The organism is Pseudomonas sp. TE36184 (genome assembly GCF_054060055.1).
Genome location: NZ_JBSSCU010000001.1, coordinates 6,584,685 through 6,601,831, shown reverse-complemented (window position 1 = coordinate 6,601,831; position 17,147 = coordinate 6,584,685). Strand labels below are relative to the sequence as shown.

11 protein-coding genes and 2 pseudogenes are annotated in these 17,147 nt (G+C 62.5%); 4 read left to right on the top strand and 9 right to left on the bottom strand.

What is annotated here, in order from left to right; all coding sequences use genetic code 11:
• Positions 1-44: 44 nt before the first annotated feature.
• From ACVWZP_RS29980 to trhO, 4 genes and pseudogenes are all read right to left on the bottom strand, one after another.
• A complete protein-coding gene (locus tag ACVWZP_RS29980; RefSeq protein ID WP_046382589.1) occupies positions 45-2,507 on the bottom strand; it encodes an EAL domain-containing protein in 2,463 nt (820 codons plus the stop codon).
• 71 nt (positions 2,508-2,578) lie between these two features.
• Positions 2,579-4,396: an ABC transporter ATP-binding protein gene (locus ACVWZP_RS29975; RefSeq protein WP_457370370.1), complete on the bottom strand. Its 1,818-nt coding sequence runs from the start codon at positions 4,394-4,396 to the stop codon at positions 2,579-2,581.
• Positions 4,389-4,991: a DsbA family protein gene (locus ACVWZP_RS29970; RefSeq protein WP_169881343.1), complete on the bottom strand. Its 603-nt coding sequence runs from the start codon at positions 4,989-4,991 to the stop codon at positions 4,389-4,391. The genes ACVWZP_RS29975 and ACVWZP_RS29970 overlap by 8 nt, the downstream gene beginning before the upstream one ends.
• 36 nt (positions 4,992-5,027) lie before the next feature.
• A pseudogene (gene trhO, locus ACVWZP_RS29965) lies at positions 5,028-5,970 on the bottom strand (oxygen-dependent tRNA uridine(34) hydroxylase TrhO).
• An 86-nt stretch (positions 5,971-6,056) separates the two neighbouring features.
• Between trhO and ACVWZP_RS29960 the strand changes: the two are divergent.
• Positions 6,057-6,179 (top strand): annotated as a pseudogene (locus ACVWZP_RS29960) (outer membrane lipoprotein carrier protein LolA); the annotation flags it as partial.
• Positions 6,180-6,196: 17 nt separating this feature from the next.
• On the opposite strand, the gene ACVWZP_RS29955 reads toward ACVWZP_RS29960, so the two are convergent.
• On the bottom strand, positions 6,197-6,490 hold the full coding sequence (locus ACVWZP_RS29955; protein WP_026139887.1) for a BolA family protein: 294 nt from the start codon (positions 6,488-6,490) through the stop codon (positions 6,197-6,199).
• Between the two features lie 6 nt (positions 6,491-6,496).
• A complete protein-coding gene (locus tag ACVWZP_RS29950) occupies positions 6,497-7,015 on the bottom strand; it encodes a DUF2059 domain-containing protein (protein WP_010567461.1) in 519 nt (172 codons plus the stop codon).
• A 193-nt stretch (positions 7,016-7,208) separates the two neighbouring features.
• Here ACVWZP_RS29950 and ACVWZP_RS29945 point away from each other — a divergent pair, with 193 nt between their 5' ends.
• Positions 7,209-8,597 carry a class II fumarate hydratase gene (locus tag ACVWZP_RS29945; RefSeq protein ID WP_457370369.1) on the top strand — a complete coding sequence of 463 codons (1,389 nt, stop codon included), beginning with the start codon at positions 7,209-7,211 and terminating at the stop codon, positions 8,595-8,597.
• A 505-nt stretch (positions 8,598-9,102) separates the two neighbouring features.
• On the opposite strand, the gene ACVWZP_RS29940 is transcribed toward ACVWZP_RS29945, so the two are convergent.
• The 3 genes from ACVWZP_RS29940 to pap form a co-directional block, all read right to left on the bottom strand.
• Complete coding sequence (locus ACVWZP_RS29940; RefSeq protein WP_017845864.1) at positions 9,103-10,059, bottom strand: DMT family transporter; 957 nt, start codon at positions 10,057-10,059, stop codon at positions 9,103-9,105.
• A 108-nt stretch (positions 10,060-10,167) separates the two neighbouring features.
• A complete protein-coding gene (locus ACVWZP_RS29935) occupies positions 10,168-11,352 on the bottom strand; it encodes a thiolase family protein (protein ID WP_046483950.1) in 1,185 nt (394 codons plus the stop codon).
• Between the two features lie 92 nt (positions 11,353-11,444).
• Positions 11,445-12,962 carry a polyphosphate:AMP phosphotransferase gene (pap, locus tag ACVWZP_RS29930; protein ID WP_046382583.1) on the bottom strand — a complete coding sequence of 506 codons (1,518 nt, stop codon included), beginning with the start codon at positions 12,960-12,962 and terminating at the stop codon, positions 11,445-11,447.
• Between the two features lie 141 nt (positions 12,963-13,103).
• On the opposite strand from pap, the gene mnmC reads away from it, so the two are divergent.
• Both mnmC and ACVWZP_RS29920 read left to right on the top strand, forming a co-directional pair.
• The gene (gene mnmC, locus ACVWZP_RS29925) at positions 13,104-15,089 is read left to right on the top strand and encodes a bifunctional tRNA (5-methylaminomethyl-2-thiouridine)(34)-methyltransferase MnmD/FAD-dependent 5-carboxymethylaminomethyl-2-thiouridine(34) oxidoreductase MnmC (RefSeq protein WP_046382582.1); all 1,986 of its coding nucleotides are present in this window, start codon (positions 13,104-13,106) and stop codon (positions 15,087-15,089) included.
• A 284-nt stretch (positions 15,090-15,373) separates the two neighbouring features.
• A complete protein-coding gene (locus ACVWZP_RS29920) occupies positions 15,374-17,146 on the top strand; it encodes an N-acetylglutaminylglutamine amidotransferase (protein ID WP_128192360.1) in 1,773 nt (590 codons plus the stop codon).
• The last annotated feature ends 1 nt before the right edge of the window (position 17,147 follow it).

Sequence of the window (17,147 nt, the reverse complement as noted above, 5' to 3'; positions counted from 1 at the left end):
GTAAGGCTCCTTTTTAAGTGTGATTGTACAGACCAGCAAATGTTTCAGCGGAATGTGCCGGGCGCCTTGAATAACAGAGGCTGCGGCCGCACAGGTCGACACTGCAAACTATCAAAGGTAAACAATTGCGGGCGTTCAATCACATAGCCCTGAGCGTAATCCACACCAATCTCAAGCAATGCCTGTTCGATGTGCGGCGTTTCAACAAACTCAGCAATTGTGCGCTTACCCATGACGTGGCCGATGTGGTTGATCACTTCGACCATGGCGCGGTTAATCGGGTCGTCCAGCATATCCTTTACGAAACTTCCATCGATCTTCAGGAAGTCTACAGGTAAATGTTTCAGATAAGCGAATGAGGACATTCCGGCGCAGAAGTCATCCAGTGAGAAATGGCAACCTAAGGCTTTGAGTTCATTAATAAAGCGAATCGCACTGCCCAAATTGGCAATAGCGCAGGTCTCAGTTATTTCAAAACAAATCATTTCTGGCGGAACACTGTAAGCCGCGAACTTCTCGCGTAAAAAACCGAGAAAAGCGTCATCACCAATCGTTATGCCTGACAGATTAATCGCACACATTGCCATGGGCCGGCCCGGACGCTCATGCATGCAACGGGCAATCAGGTTGAACACGTTGTCCACCACCCAGCGATCCAGGGAACTCATCAACCCGTAACGTTCGGCGGCCGGAATGAAACTGTCGGGCAGAATGATGCGGCCGGCCTCGTCATGCAGGCGCAGGAGGATTTCAATGTGCCCATTGTCGGCGTCGGTGTGCCCCAGGGGCGCGATTTCCTGGGAGTACAGGCAAAAACGGTTTTCTTCCAGGGCCATGTGCAGGCGCTGCACCCAGGCCATCTCGCCAAAGCGCAAGGACAGCTCGGAGTCGTCCGCGTGGTAGACCTGCACGCGGTTGCGGCCCTTTTCCTTGGCCATATAGCAGGCCATGTCGGCGGCGCGCAGCGACGTTTCCAGGGTGGTCGGCACCTGGGAGATATGCACCAGGCCAATGCTGACGGTGGTCATGAACGGCCGGCCCTTCCACACGAAATGCAGGTTCTGCACCGTGTGCCGCAGGCTTTCGGCGATTTTTTCCGCCACCGACGCCGGGCAGTTCTCCAACAGGATGCCGAACTCGTCGCCCCCCAGTCGCGCCAGGGTGTCACCTTCACGCAGATCCGATTGCAGCAGTGCGCAGATATGCCGTAACAGCTCGTCGCCTGCCGCATGGCCGCAGGTGTCGTTGACCAGCTTGAACTGGTCCAGGTCTAGGAACATCAAGGCATGCCGCCCGCTGTGCTCACGCGCGACTTGTTGCAGCACCTGTTCCAGGCGGAACTCGAACTCGCGACGGTTGGCCAGGCCGGTCAACGCGTCATGGGTCGCTTGCCACGACAGGTTGGCGATGTACTGACGTTCCTGGGTCATGTCGTGCAGCACCAGCACCGCGCCGCTGACTTTGCCGGCGCTGCGGATCGGCGCGCCCACCAGGGTCACCGAAACGGTGCTGCCGTCCAGGCGCTGGATGGTTTTGGAGTGTTCGCTGCCGCCGCTCAAGCGGCCCTTGGTGATGTGCTCGATCAGCGCAAAACCATCGGGCTGAGCATTTTCATCCAACAGGTTGAACAGTGCCGCCAGGGGCAGGCCCTGGGCATGGGCCGACGTCCAGCGCGTCAGGGCCTCGGCGGCCGGGTTCATGTAGGCAATGGCGCCATCGACATCGGTGGTGATCACCCCATCGCCGATCGACTCCAGGGTGATCTGTGCCCGCTCCTTCTCCACTTGCAGGGCATCGGCGAACGCGTGCCGCTGCGCCAACAACTTGTGGGTACGCAGCAGCGCCAGGGCGATCAGGCACAAGGCCGTGGCCAGGTTGGTGATCAGCAACAGCCGCAGGACGACGCGCGAGCCTTCACCCAAGGCATCGCTGAACGCCTTGGCCGCCGGCGTCACGCCGTCGTTGATGGCAAAGATATGCGCCTTCCATTGCCGCACATCGTCGTCATGGACCTGACCCGCGGTGATCGCCCGGTGCATCGACCGGGCCAGATCATCCAGCTGGACCAGGTAGCCATCGCCCACGGTCCACAGTTCGATGGCTTTTTCCAGGTAGCTGAAATGGCGAAAGTTGAGGTACAGCCAAATCACGCTGGAGACGTCGTCCGGGTGGTTGCCACCCTTGATGATCCCCTCGCGCGCCGCCTTGAGGTCGGGGGCGGGACGGTCCAGGGCGACACGCAGTTCATGCCCGCCCTGGGGCACGGCAATGGCTTGCTGGTATTTGAGGTAGGTGGCTTCGTCGCGATTATCGGCGTACAGCGTCAGATAGTAGATGGCGTCTTTCTGGCCCTTGGACCACAGGCTTTCGCCGCCCACATAGACGCGCACCGCTGAAAGCACATACAGACTGACACAGCCTAATAATGCCTGGAACAATACGACGGCAATAAAGGGCCAGACAATGCCCAACAACCTTGGCGTTCCGAGAGTCCGCTTCTGCTTCATGAAGTCCCTTGCACATGCACAGCTGAATACGCACGCGAACATCCGCTCCTAATAGCACAGCGTAGGCTAAATCAACGCACTTGTTGCAAGTGCCCGTAAAGTTTGGCGTACAAGCCACCCTCCGCGATCAGTTGCTGATGGTCGCCGTCCTCGGCGATATGCCCACCGTCGAACACCAGCACCCGATCAGCTTGTTTCACCGCCGAAAGCCGATGGGCAATGATCAGTGTAGTCCGCCCACTGAGAAACCGCGCCAACGCCTGGTGCAGGTTGTACTCGGTGGCGGCGTCCAGGGCCGAGGTTGCCTCATCCAGGATCACCACCTTCGGCTCGGCCAAGACCATGCGCGCAATCGCCAGGCGTTGGCGCTGGCCGCCGGAAAAGCGCACGCCAGAGCGCCCCACCACACTGTCCAGGCCCAGGGGCAACGCCTTGACGGTCGCCTCCAACTGGGCGATTTCCAGGGCCTGCCAACACGCCTGGTCACTGCGGTTGCGGCCCATGGTCAGGTTGGCACGCACGGTATCGTTGAACAGCGCGGGGTGTTGCAGCACCACCGCGACGTGCTCGCGGATAGTCTCCAGGCCGATTTCCTGCTGGGTTGCACCACCGAAACGAATACTGCCGGCCTGCGGTGTGTACAGCCCCAGCAGCAGCTGCACCAGGGTACTTTTACCGCCGCCGCTGGCGCCGACAATCGCGACCTTCTCACCAGGTTCGATGCTGAGGTTCAACTGGTCGAGCACCCGCTCTTCGCCATAGCCGAACGTCAGGCCACGCACGTCGATGCCGACCGTTTCGCGCCCAGTGAACGGGTCTGCGCCGCCGACATATTGCGGCTCATCGGCACGGGCGAGCAGCTCGTTGATCCGCGTCAGCGCCCCGCCCGCCGCGTAGTAGGCATATTGCAGGTTCAACAACTGCTCCACCGGGCCGATCATGAACCACAGGTAGCTGAACACGGCGAGCATCTGGCCAATGGACAGGTCGGAAAACAGCACGGTGAGCATGGCCGCCGCGCGAAAAATATCGATGCCGAACTGGAACAGCAAACCGCTGGCGCGGCTGGAGGCGTCGGTTTTCCATTGGGAGTGGATAGCATAGTCACGCACTTCCTGGGCGCGCTGGCCGAGGCGCCCGAGGAAAAAGCCCTGGCGATTGCCGGCACGCACTTCCTGGATGGCGTCGAGGGTTTCGGTCAACGCCTGGGTGAAGCGCGAGGTGCTGTCGTTTTCCAGTTTTTTCAGGTGTTTGACGCGCTTGCCCAACTGCACCGTGGCATAGATCACCAGCGGGTTGAACAGCAGGATCAGCAGCGCCAGTTGCCAGTGCATCCACACCAGAATCGCCGAGGTGCCGACCAGGGTCAGCATGGCCACCAGGAAACGGCTGAGGGTTTCGCCGACGAATTTGTCCAGCGTGTCCAGGTCGGTGACCAGGTGCGTGGTGACGGTGCCGCTGCCGAGGCTTTCGTACTCGCCGAGGGAAATACGCTTGAGCCGCTCGATCAGGCGCACGCGGATGCGGTAGACGATGTCCTTGGCCCGCCGCGCAAACAAGCGCGCCTGCACCACGTTGAACACCAGCGCACCACAGCGCAGGGCCAGCGTCACCAGCAGCATCAGGCCGATATAACCGGCGGCTTTCTGCCAGCCCAGGGGCAGCGCGTGGTTCATTACCTTGAGCGCGGCATCGCCATGGCCCAGCAGTACTTCGTCGACCAGCAAGGGCAACAACAGGGGGATGGGCACGCTGCACAGGGTCGCCAGTACGGCGACACCATTGGCGATCCACAGGGATTTCTTGTGACGCAAAGCCAGGCGGCGGATTTCCGCCCAGGTCAGTCGATCGACGCGGTGGGAGGGCTCTGTGTCAGGCTGATCAGGCACAGGCGGCTCGCTCCAGCCAGCGGCCGAGCAGCGGCGACAACTCGGACAGCGGCTGGTAGCCATTGGTCAGCAAGGCCAACTGGCCATTGCGCTCGGCCAGCAACGTCGGAAAACCGGCGATCCCCAAATCCTGCACCCAGGTGAAATCGGCGGCGGTGGCGGCGTGCTGCTCAGCGCGGTCAAACGCCCCGGCGAACTCGATACGCGGTATGCCGGCTTTTTCCGCCAGCTCCACCAGAATACTGGCGAGGGTCACGTCGCGCCCCTCGACATAAAACGCATGCTGGATCAGCCCCAGCAGCTTCCACGCGCAATCCGGCGCCAGGCTGCGCGCGGTGACGATGGCGCGGCACGCCGGCTCAGTGTCGTAGACAAAACCGTCGGGCAGCGCGCCTTCATGCTTGAACGTCTGCCCGGTGGCGTCGGTGACCGCCTGCCAGTGTTCCAGGATATAGCGCCGGGTCGACGGGTCCAGCGCCGCGCCGCTGCCGGTGCGCAAGCCGCCCACCACCAGGTGCAACTCCACGCCGGCCGCCTGGGCCTGCTCGACCAACGCCTCGGCTACCGGAGCAAAGCCCCAGCACCAGGAACACATCGGGTCCATTATGTAGAGCAGGCGCGCGGACATGGTTCAGGCCTCGGAAGGGGTTTGCTTGTAGTTGTAGCCAATCGGGTGCGGCATATTGCGAGCCTTGGCCAATTCAATCTGCTTTTGCCGGTCGATCGCGCTGCGACGGGTTTTCTCCGGCAGCTTATCCCAGCAATGCGGGCAACTGATGCCCGCCACGTAGTGCTCGGATGCGCGGTCTTCCACACTAACCGGTGTGCGACAGGCATGACATTGATCGTAGTCGCCTTCGCTCAAGTCGTGGCGCACAGTGACGCGGTTGTCGAACACAAAGCAGTCGCCCTGCCATTTGGTCTCGGCCTGCGGCACCTCTTCGAGGTACTTCAGGATGCCGCCCTTGAGGTGGTAAACCTCATCGAAGCCTTCGCTGAGCATATAGCTGGAGGCCTTCTCGCAACGAATGCCGCCGGTGCAGAACATGGCGACTTTCTTGTGCTTGGCCGGGTCGAAGTTGGCTTTGATGTAGTCGGGAAATTCGCGAAAACTGGTGGTTTTCGGGTCGATCGCGCCTTCAAAGGTGCCGATGGACACTTCATAGTCGTTACGCGTATCGATCAACAGCACTTGCGGGTCGCTGATCAGCGCGTTCCAGTCCTGCGGCTCGACATAGGTACCGACTTTTTTGTTCGGGTCGACGCCTTCGACGCCCAGGGTCACGATCTCTTTCTTGAGCTTGACCTTGGTGCGATAGAACGGCTGCTCGTCGCAGTACGACTCTTTGTGGTCGATATCGACCATGCGCGGGTCGTTCTTCAGCCAGGCCATCAAGCCATCAATGCCTTCGCGGCTGCCGGAAACGGTGCCGTTGATGCCTTCTTCGGCGATCAGCAAGGTGCCTTTGATGCCGTTGTCGACCATCGCCTGCAGCAGGGGCTCGCGCAGGGCGACGCTAATCTTCGAGGGTGACGAACTTATACAGTGCCGCCACGACAATCGGTTGAGTCATGGGTGTTCTCTCCAGGTGGCTACCCTCGTAAGGGGTGAACCGGATGCAAAAAAAACGCGCCGGCTAAGCGGCGCGTTGCGGATTCTATCAGGGATGAACCGTTAACTGTAGGAGCGAGCTTGCTCGCGAAGGTCGTGAACGATGACACGGATAACCTGACGCCCAGCGGCGCTCTGAGTTTTTTCGCGAGCAAGCTCGCTCCTACAGTAGATTCAACATCAACCCGTCAATGGCCGCCCGCGCAGGTCGGCGAGGCCGGGGCTGCGTCGGTTTTCGCCCATTCCTCAGGCGTATAGGTATGCAGCGCCAGCGCATGAAACTCGCTCATCAGGTCACCCAGGGTGGCGTAGACCTTCTGGTGGCGCTTGACGCGGTTAAGCCCTTCGAACTGCTGGCTGACCAGCACGGCCTTGAAGTGGGTCTGCAACCCACGGCTGTGCATGTGGCTTTCGTCCAGCACGCTCAGGTGGTCCGGGCCCAGGGCGGCAAGCGCCGTTTCGATACGCTGTTGCATGGTCATTCCTGCTTACTTCTTCTTGGCCGGTGCGGCGGCTTTAGGTGTCAGCTCGTTGGTCATGTCTTCCAACAGCTTGTTCACCACCGGCACGGCGCTTTCCAGCTTGGCCTGGGTCATCTGGGCCGATTGCTGGGTCAGTTGCGGCATTTTTTCCAGGACTTTCTTGCCCAGCGGCGACTGGTAGAAGGCAACCAGATCCTTGAGTTCGGATTCGCTGAAGTTGCTGGTGTAGAGCTTGACCATGTCCGGTTTCAGTTTTGGCCAGCCGATGGCCTGGTCCAGGGCGGCGTTGGCCTTGGCCTGGTAGCTGTCCAGTACGGACTGCTTGGCGGCAGGCGCTTTGGTCTGTTCGAAACGCTGGGCGAACATTTGCTGCACTTGCATGTACACCGGGGTCCCCAGCTTGTCAGCGTGGGCCAGGGTAAGGAAGGCTTCGGCACTGGCGTTGTGGCTGGCGGTATCGGCAAAAACCTGGCCGCTGGCGCAAACCAGAGCAACCGCGGTACAGATGGCACGAAGACGAGTCATCGAGTTTCCTTTTCTAGCAGGCGAGGTAAGACCCCAAGGGCGCCCATTCTGCGCCTAAAAAACGCCATGGCTCAACCCCACCCCTTGTCAGGCATGGATTTGCGGTGGATGAATCCGATGAAAAGGCTTTTATGGAACCCCCAGGGCCGATCACGGCCTAAACTGCGCAAACGAACCTGAAGGAGTGTGCCCGATGAGCCGTATCGAAACCGACAGCCTGGGAGAAGTCCAAGTCCCGGATGACGCTTACTGGGGCGCGCAGACCCAACGCTCGCTGGTGAACTTCGCCATCGGTGAGCAGCGCATGCCCCTGGCGGTCTTGTACGCCCTGGCCCTGATCAAGAAAGCCGCCGCCCGGGTCAACAGCCGCAACGGCGACCTGCCCGCCGACATCGCACGCCTGATCGAACAGGCCGCCGACGAAGTGCTCGACGGCCAGCATGACGACCAGTTCCCGCTGGTGGTGTGGCAGACCGGCAGCGGCACCCAGAGCAACATGAACGCCAACGAAGTGATCGCCGGGCGTGCCAACGAGCTGTCGGGCAAGACGCGCGGCGGCAAGAGCCCGGTGCATCCGAACGACCATGTGAACCGCTCCCAGAGTTCCAACGACTGCTTCCCCACCGCGATGAACATCGCGGCGGTGCAGGCGGTCAACCAGCGACTGCTGCCGGCGATCACACACCTGTCCGGCGGGCTGGCGGAATTGTCGGCGCGGCATATGAAGCTGGTGAAGACCGGTCGCACCCACATGATGGATGCCACACCGATCACCTTTGGCCAGGAACTCTCGGCGTTCATCGCCCAGCTCGATTACGCCGAACGCGCGATCCGCAGTGCCCTGCCCCAGGTGTGCGAGCTGGCCCAGGGCGGCACCGCGGTCGGCACCGGGCTCAATTCGCCCCACGGCTTTGGCGAGGCGATTGCCGCCGAGCTGGCAGCCTTGTCGGGTTTGCCGTTCGTGACCGCACCCAACAAATTCGCCGCCCTCTCCGGCCACGAACCGCTGGTAACCCTGCACGGCGCCCTGAAAACCCTGGCCGTGGCCCTGATGAAAATCGCCAACGACCTGCGCCTGCTCGGCTCCGGCCCGCGCGCCGGGCTGGCGGAAGTCAAACTGCCGGCCAACGAACCGGGCAGCTCGATCATGCCCGGCAAGGTCAACCCGACCCAGTGCGAAGCGCTGTCGATGCTCGCCTGCCAGGTCCTGGGCAACGACGTGACCATCGGCATTGCCGCCAGCCAGGGGCATTTGCAGTTGAACGTGTACAAACCGGTGATCATCCACAACCTGCTGGAATCGATCCGCTTGCTGGCCGACGGCTGCAACAACTTCCAGGAACACTGCATCACCGGCCTCGAGCCCGACGCCGACCAAATGGCCGCGCACCTGGAACGCGGGCTGATGCTGGTGACCGCGCTCAACCCACACATCGGCTATGACAAATCGGCGCAGATCGCCAAAAAGGCTTACGCCGAAGGCCTGACCCTGAGGGAAGCCGCACTGGCCCTGGGCTACCTCACCGACGAACAGTTCGACCAATGGGTACGCCCGGAAAACATGCTGGAGGCCGGACAATAAGCGCATAGCGCGTGCTTTTGCTTTGATCTTGCTCTTGATCTTGCTCTTGATCTGCTTTTGATCTTGATCTTAGGCGCCCCGTAAAACCACGCTGGCCGAACGCAGGTTTGAATCCGTGGGTAACCCGGCAGGACGCCGGGTTAGCCGTCCTGGGCCATGGATGGCCCATGACGGCGGCCCACGGATTCAAACCTGCGTTCGGGCACACCGAGCCTAAGCGAGGTGCCGAGTGGTGGGGCAAGAGCCCTTTTGGTTACTTTTGGGGCTCTTTTCCAAAAGTGACCCGCTGTAAGAGCGGAACCTATAGCAGCCGTTACCAAAGAAACGGATATGTACTCAACCCAAAAAAATGGTCGGCCCAGAGGCCGCCATCGGGGGCAAGCCCCCTCCCACATTTAGAACGAGGTGAACCTGTTAGATATGTATCGACTGTCAGGTCGCCATCGCAAGCAACCCCCCTCCCACACTTAGGCCCGCGTACACCCGATAAAAACACCTGGGCCAATCAAGACACCAACCGCGCCCGCCGCGCCTTGAGCCCCGCAAACAACGACGGCGCCAACGCCACGGTCGCCGACCCCAACACCACCACCAACGCCCCCACATACCCCAGCGCATTGATCTCTTCAGCCTGCACAAAATCCGGCCACCACCACGCCGCCAGGGCCACCGCCACAAACGTCACCAACGGCGTCAGCGCCAGGGTCGCACTCACCCGCGAGGCTTCCCAATGGGCCAGGGCCTCGGCAAATGCGCCGTAGGCCACCAGCGTGTTCATGCAGCACGCCAGCAGCAGCCAGCCTTGCAGCGGACTCAGTTGCAGGGCCTCCAGCGGATGCGCCCAAGGCGTGAGCAACACCGCGCACGACAGGTAGATCACCATCATCACCTGCAGCGAATTCCACACCGTCAGCAATTGCTTCTGGCCCAAGGCGTAGAACACCCAGATAGTAGTGGCGAGCAGGACCGTCAGTACCCCGGCGGTGTAGGTGCCCAGGGACGTCAGCAACTCCACCAGACGCTGGTTGAAGAACAGGCCAAAGCCGATGACCAGCACCACCAGGCCCAACACCTGGCCCAGGCTGAAGCGCTCTTTAAACACAAACACGCTGGCGACCATCAGGAAGATCGGCCCCATCTGCACCACCAGTTGCGCCGTGCCGGGGCTGAGCATGTTCAGACCCACCAGGTACAGCACGTAGTTGCCCACCAGCCCGCACACGGCCATCGCCACCAGCCAACCGCGACGCGGCCCGAGCACGCGCAGGCTGGGCAAGCGCTTGACGGCGGCGAGGTAGACGAACAGGCAACTGCCGGCGACCGTCAGGCGAAACCAGGTGACGGTGATCGGGTCCATCACCTGCAACACTTGTTTGAGTTTGACCGGGAGAATGCCCCAGAGCAGCGCGGCCAGCAGGGTCAAGCAAAAGCCATAGACCCAGCGGCCGGAAGAGATGTGCATGAGTGCCCCAGAAGCCAGAGGAAGTGGAACCGGCATTCTAGGGGCAAGTAGACGGATTGGGATACGGCACTGTGCAAGTGCGGGAGCCGGCCTGCCCCCACAGTGGGCTCAGCGCACAGCTTCGAACAGCCCGGTCGCCCCCATGCCGCCGCCCACGCACATAGTGACGATGCCGTAACGCAGATTACGCCGCTGCAACTCACGCACCAGGTGCCCGACTTGCCGCGAGCCGGTCATGCCGAACGGGTGGCCGATGGAGATCGAGCCGCCGTTGACGTTGTATTTGGCATTGTCGATTTCCAGGCGGTCGCGCGCATACAGGCACTGGGAGGCGAACGCCTCGTTGAGTTCCCACAGGTCGATATCCGCCACCTGCAAGCCCTTGGCCTTGAGCAACTTGGGCACCGAGAACACCGGGCCGATGCCCATCTCATCGGGCTCGCAGCCAGCCACGGCAAAGCCACGGAAAAACGCCTTGGGCTTGAGCCCCAGGGCCAGGGCTTTTTCCAGGCTCATCACCAGGGTCATCGAGGCGCCGTCGGACAATTGCGAAGAGTTGCCCGCGGTCACCGAGCCGTCTTCGGCAAACACCGGCTTCAAGCCCTGGAGACTGGCCAGGGTGGTGTCGGGGCGGTTGCAGTCGTCGCGCTCGACCACACCGTCGAGCACCTGCACGGCGCCGCTGTTCTTGTCCTCGACCGCGTACTTGACCGCCATCGGCACGATTTCATCGTTGAACAAGCCATCGGCCTGGGCCTGGGCGGTGCGCTGCTGGCTTTGCAGGGCATACCGGTCCTGGTCCTCGCGGCTGACGTGATAGCGGCGCGCAACGATTTCGGCGGTCTGGCCCATGGGAAAATAGAGGCCCGGCACCTGCGCTTTGAGCAACGGGTTGATCAGGTTGTCGGTGTTGACGCTTTTCATGGTCAGGCTGATGGACTCGACGCCGCCGGCGACAATGATATCGCTGCAGCCCGAGGCGATCTGGTTGGCTGCGATGGCAATCGCCTGCAAGCCCGAGGAACAGAAACGGTTGAGAGTCATCCCCGCCGTGCCGGTGCCCAGTTGCGACAGCACCGCGACGTTGCGCCCGATGTTGTAGCCCTGGGCGCCCTCGTTGGAGCCCGCGCCGACGATGCAATCTTCCACCGTGGCCGGGTCGATGCCGTTGCGTGTCAGCAGCGCGTTGACGCAATGGGCCGCCATGTCATCCGGTCGGGTCTGGTTGAACTTGCCGCGAAAGGACTTGGCCAGGCCGGTTCGCACGCTGTCGACGATCACTACTTCACGCATGGGGCTACCTCGATCTTGTCGTTGTTGGGAGAGCGCTCGAGAATAAATCCAGGCCCGCCCAACCGCGATGATCATTCACCCCGCCTATAGGCCTACTTCTTCTTGCCTTTCTGGTCGTGCTTGTCGGACTGGGCGAACGCCTCCTCCAACGCCAGGTTGATAGTGCGCAACACCTTGACCCGCGCCCAGCGCTTGTCATTGGCTTCGACCAGGGTCCACGGCGAAACCTCGGTGCTGGTGCGGTCGACCATATCGCCCACGGCGGCACGGTATTCGTCCCACTTCTCGCGGTTGCGCCAGTCGTCGTCGGTGATCTTGAAGCGTTTGAACGGGATCGCTTCGCGGGCCTGGAAGCGCTCCAGTTGGGTCTGCTTGTCGATGGCCAGCCAGAACTTGACCACGATCACTCCGGCATCGCGCAGTTGCTCTTCGAAATCATTGATCTCGCCATAGGCGCGCATCGAGTCCATCGGGGTGCAGAAGCCTTCGATGCGCTCCACCAGCACGCGGCCGTACCAGGAGCGGTCAAACACGGTGAACATGCCCCGTGCCGGAATCTGCCGCCAGAAACGCCACAGGTAAGGCTGGGCGCGCTCGTCCTCGGTGGGCGCGGCGATCGGCACGATGCGGTACTGGCGAGGGTCGAGGGCCGCGGCGACCCGGCGGATCGCGCCCCCTTTGCCGGCCGCATCGTTGCCTTCGAATACCGTGATCAACGCGTGCTTGCGCATGCGCTTATCCCGCATCAGGCCGGAAAGACGCGCCTGCTCGGTGATCAACTGCTCTTCGTAGTCTTCTTTTTCCAGGCTCAGGGTCATGTCGAGACTGTTGAGCAGGCTCACTTGGTCCACGGCCGCCGGCAACGGCGCCGGGTTCATGCCGCTGACTTTGCCCTTGGGTTGCCTCAGGGCGTTTTGCAGGCCCTCGAGCAGAATCTTGCCGACGGTGAGGCTGCGGTAATTGCTGTCGACCCCTTCGATCACATGCCAGGGCGCGTAGTCGCGGCTGGTGCGACGCAGCACACGTTCGCCGAAGTGGACGAACTTGTCGTAGGTCTTGGACTGCTGCCAGTCCAGCGGGCTGATCCGCCAACTGTGCAGCGGGTCGTCGGCCAGGGCCTTGAGCCGCGCCTTCATCTGTTTCTTGGACAGGTGAAACCAGAACTTGAAGATCACCGCGCCTTCGTCGCAGAACATCTTCTCCAGGCGTTCGGCGCCGGCGATGCCCTGGTCGAGCCGGGCGTCCTTGATTTCGCCCTGCACCCGGCTTTGCAGCATCTGGCTGTACCAGTTGCCGAAGAACACCCCCATGCGGCCTTTTGCGGGCAACTGCCGCCAGTAACGCCAGGCAGGCGGGTGGGCCAGTTCTTCGTCGGTCTGCTGGTCGAAGGTACGCACTTCGATCAGACGCGGGTCCATCCATTCGTTGAGCAGTTTGACCGTCTCGCCCTTGCCGGCACCTTCGACGCCGTTGATCAGGATGATCACCGGGAAACGTTTCTGCTGTTGCAGCTCGAACTGCACTTCCAGCAAGGCTTCGCGCAGGGCCGGTACTTCGGTGTCGTAAGTGTCTTTGTCGATGGCATGACCGATTTCAGCGGATTCGAACATGAGCAGCTCCGTTTCAAGATCGCTCAAGACTAGCGGATTGAGCAGCAACACGCGGGAGGAAATTCCACGTGCGCTTGCCGTGGGTCAATTCATTGCCGGTTGATCGGCTAGAATGGCCACCTTGCCTTTGCCGAGTCGCCCATGAACCCTGTAACCCACGCCCAGCTCGACTGGGATGACCAAGGTCGCCCGCATTCGCGGGTCTTCGACGATGTGTACTTTTCCGACCAGTCGGGCCTTGAAGAAACGCGCTATGTGTTCCTCGAACAGAACCGTTTGCAGGCACGGTTTGCCGCCTTGCCGGCGGGCGGACGCCTGGTGATCGGCGAAACCGGGTTCGGCACCGGGCTGAATTTTCTCTGCGCCTGGCAGTTGTTCGAACAACACGCGGTGGCCGGCGCGCGCCTGCATTTTGTCAGCGTGGAAAAATACCCGCTGAGCCACGCCGACCTGCAACGCGCCCTACTCCTCTGGCCGGAACTGCAGCCGTTCGCCGCGCAATTGCTGGCGCAGTACATCGCCATCCACCCAGGCTTCCAGCGCCTGGTGCTGGATAACGGCCGTGTGACCTTGACCCTGCTGATCGGCGATGCGCTGGAGCAGTTGCCACAGTTGGATGCACAAATCGACGCGTGGTTTCTCGACGGTTTCGCCCCGGCGAAGAACCCCGACATGTGGACCGCCGAGCTGTTTGCCGAACTGGCGCGCCTGGCGGCCCCGGGGTCGACCATCAGCACCTTCACCAGCACCGGCTGGGTACGACGCCTGATCAATGCCGCCGGGTTCAAGATGAAGCGCACGCCGGGCATCGGGCATAAATGGGAAATCCTGCGCGGTGAATTCCTCGGCTGGCCGGCCGAGACGCCGTTGCCTGCCGCAGGTAAACCGTGGTTCGCCCGCCCGGCGCCGCTGCACGGCGAACGCAGCGCCCTGGTGATCGGCGGCGGCCTGGCCGGCTGCACCACGGCGGCCAGCCTCGCCGCGCGCGGCTGGAACGTCAGCCTGCTGGAACGCCATGCCCGCCTGGCCGAGGAAGCCTCGGGCAACCCGCAAGGGGTGCTGTACCTCAAGTTGTCGGCCCATGGCACGGCCCTTTCGCAATTGATTTTGAGCGGGTTCGGCCACACCCGGCGCCTGCTCGAACACCTGCACCGGGGCGTCGACTGGGACGGTTGCGGCGTGCTGCAACTGGCGTTCAACGCCAAGGAAGCCGAGCGCCAGGCACAGCTGGCCGCGGCGTTTGCGCCCGGCCTGCTGCAGCCGTTGGACCAGGCCCAGGCTCAAGCGCGCGCCGGGGTGGCGCTGGAACACGGCGGGCTGTTTTTCCCCGAAGGGGGCTGGGTACACCCGCCGGCCTTATGCGAATGGCAAGCCCGGCACCCGTTGATCAACGTGCTGACGCATCACGAGGCCCTTGAGTTGCAACGGGTCGACGGGCAATGGCAAGCCCTGGCCGGCGACACCCTGCTGGCCAGCGCCACGGTGGTGGTGCTGGCCGGCGCGGCCGAGATCAAGCGGTTCCCGTTCAGCGCCGAGCTGCCCCTCAAGCGCATTCGCGGGCAAATCACCCGCCTGGCGCAAACCCCAGACAGCCAGGCGCTGGCCACCGTGGTCTGTGCCGAGGGCTACGTGGCTCCGGCGCGCCTCGGCGAGCACACCCTGGGCGCCAGCTTCGACTTCAAGAGTGACGACCTGACGCCGACAGTCGCCGAGCATGTCGGCAATCTGGAGATGCTGCAGGAAATCTCCGTCGACCTGGCCCACCGCTTGAACGCCGACACACTGGCCGCCGATCAGCTCGAAGGCCGCGCCGGGTTCCGCTGCACCAGCCCGGACTACCTGCCGATTATCGGGCCGCTGGCCGATCGCGCCCTCTTCGACCAGGCCTACGCCGCGCTGCGCAAGGACGCCCGTCAGCCCCCCGAGGCCGAGTGCCCGTGGCTCGACGGCGTGTACATCAACAGCGGCCACGGCTCACGCGGCCTGGTGACCGCGCCGCTGTGCGCCGAACTGCTGGCGGCCTGGCTGGACGATGAACCCCTGCCGCTGCCCAGAAGCGTGGCCGACGCCTGCCACCCCAATCGATTCGCCGTGCGCGCGTTGATTCGCGGCACCGGCGGGTCATAACAACGGCGCGGTCAAGCGCCCGAGCGACACACTGTTGGCCCTCTTCAAACAGCCGGTCCACAACGGCAAACCGCGCAAAACTTGTATATTCACCAAGCCTATTTACCACCCGCAAATCCGCCGCCACACGCTGCGCAGGCTCACGCCCGAACAGTCAAGGCGGTTTGCCTTATAACAGATTGATCTAAAACTCCACTGATAGCCGTGTGTCAGTTTCTGGGTACGCGCCTTTTGGGCGTATTGAGTATTGACCCCTCCCCAACGGAAAAACCGGTAAGGAATTTATGTGCGGATTAGCTGGAGAACTACGTTTCGATGCCCAACCTGCCGACCTGGCTGCGATTGAGCGCATCACCCATCACTTGGCCCCACGCGGCCCAGACGCCTGGGGCTTCCATGCCCAGGGGCCGATTGCCCTGGGCCATCGACGCCTGAAAATCATGGACCTGTCGGACGGCTCTGCCCAACCGATGGTCGATGCACAGCTGGGGTTGTCCCTGGCCTTCAACGGCGCGATCTATAACTTCCCGGAACTGCGCCAGGAGCTCGAAGCCCTGGGCTACGCCTTCTATTCCGGCGGCGACACCGAAGTGCTGCTCAAGGGCTATCACGCCTGGGGCGAAGCCCTGCTGCCCAAGCTCAACGGCATGTTTGCGTTTGCGATCTGGGAGCGCGACGCCCAGCGTCTGTTCATCGCCCGTGACCGTCTCGGCGTGAAGCCTTTGTACCTGTCGCGCACCGGCCAGCGCCTGCGCTTTGCCTCGACATTGCCGGCCCTGCTCAAGGGCGGCGATATCAACCCGGTGCTCGATCCGGTGGCGCTCAACCATTACCTGAACTTCCACGCCGTGGTGCCCGCGCCGCGCACGCTGCTGGCCGGCATCGAGAAACTGCCGCCGGCCAGTTGGATGCGTATCGACGCCCACGGCAACACCGAGCAGAAAACCTGGTGGACCCTGCCTTACGGCCCGCGTGAGGATGAGCAGCACCTGACCCTCGAAGACTGGACCGAGCGCGTACTCGACAGCACCCGCGCAGCCGTGGCCATCCGCCAACGCGCCGCCGTGGATGTGGGCGTGTTGCTGTCCGGCGGCGTCGACTCGAGCCTGCTCGTCGGCCTGCTGCGTGACGTCGGCGTGCAGGACCTGTCGACCTTCTCCATCGGCTTTGAAGACGCCGGCGGCGAACGCGGCGACGAGTTCCAGTACTCGGACCTGATCGCCAAGCACTACGGCACCCGGCACCACCAACTGCGCATCGCCGAGGGCGAGATCATCGAGCAACTGCCGGCCGCGTTCCGCGCCATGAGCGAGCCGATGGTCAGCCACGACTGCATCGCCTTTTACCTGCTCTCGCGGGAAGTGGCCAAGCACTGCAAAGTGGTGCAGAGCGGCCAGGGCGCCGATGAACTGTTCGCCGGTTACCACTGGTACCCGCAGGTGGACGGCGCCAGCGACCCGTATGCGGCGTACCGCGAGGCGTTTTTCGATCGCAGCCATGACGACTACGCAGCCACCGTCGCGCCGAAATGGCTGACCGCCAATGACGCCGCCGGCGACTTCGTGCGCGAGCATTTCGCAATGCCGGGCGCGGACGCCGCCGTGGACAAGGCGCTGCGCCTGGACAGCACGGTGATGCTGGTCGACGACCCGGTCAAGCGCGTCGACAACATGACCATGGCCTGGGGCCTGGAAGCGCGCACACCGTTTCTCGACTACCGCCTGGTGGAACTGTCGGCCCGCGTACCGGGCAAATTCAAATTGCCCGATGGCGGCAAGCAGGTCCTCAAAGAGGCGGCGCGTCGAGTCATCCCGAGTGAAGTCATCGACCGCAAGAAAGGTTACTTCCCGGTGCCCGGCCTCAAGCATTTGCAGGGCGATACCCTGAACTGGGTCCGCGAGTTGCTGCTGGACCCGAGCCAGGACCGCGGCCTGTTCAATCCGGCCATGCTCGACCGCTTGCTCACCGACCCACACGGTCAACTCACCCCGCTGCGCGGCTCCAAGCTGTGGCAACTGGCGGCGCTGAACCTGTGGCTCAGCGAACAAGGAATCTGAT

Bases quoted from the DNA above. Each gene is read 5' to 3' on its own strand.
- ACVWZP_RS29940 (WP_017845864.1), bottom strand. From the start codon at position 10,059: ATGCACATCTCTTCCGGCCGCTGGGTCTATGGCTTTTGCTTGACCCTG.
- ACVWZP_RS29945 (WP_457370369.1), top strand. From the start codon at position 7,209: ATGAGCCGTATCGAAACCGACAGCCTGGGAGAAGTCCAAGTCCCGGAT.
- ACVWZP_RS29920 (WP_128192360.1), top strand. From the start codon at position 15,374: ATGTGCGGATTAGCTGGAGAACTACGTTTCGATGCCCAACCTGCCGAC.
- ACVWZP_RS29980 (WP_046382589.1), bottom strand. From the start codon at position 2,507: ATGAAGCAGAAGCGGACTCTCGGAACGCCAAGGTTGTTGGGCATTGTC.
- pap (WP_046382583.1), bottom strand. From the start codon at position 12,962: ATGTTCGAATCCGCTGAAATCGGTCATGCCATCGACAAAGACACTTAC.
- ACVWZP_RS29955 (WP_026139887.1), bottom strand. From the start codon at position 6,490: ATGACCATGCAACAGCGTATCGAAACGGCGCTTGCCGCCCTGGGCCCG.
- ACVWZP_RS29935 (WP_046483950.1), bottom strand. From the start codon at position 11,352: ATGCGTGAAGTAGTGATCGTCGACAGCGTGCGAACCGGCCTGGCCAAG.
- ACVWZP_RS29970 (WP_169881343.1), bottom strand. From the start codon at position 4,991: ATGTGTTCCTGGTGCTGGGGCTTTGCTCCGGTAGCCGAGGCGTTGGTC.
- ACVWZP_RS29950 (WP_010567461.1), bottom strand. From the start codon at position 7,015: ATGACTCGTCTTCGTGCCATCTGTACCGCGGTTGCTCTGGTTTGCGCC.
- mnmC (WP_046382582.1), top strand. From the start codon at position 13,104: ATGAACCCTGTAACCCACGCCCAGCTCGACTGGGATGACCAAGGTCGC.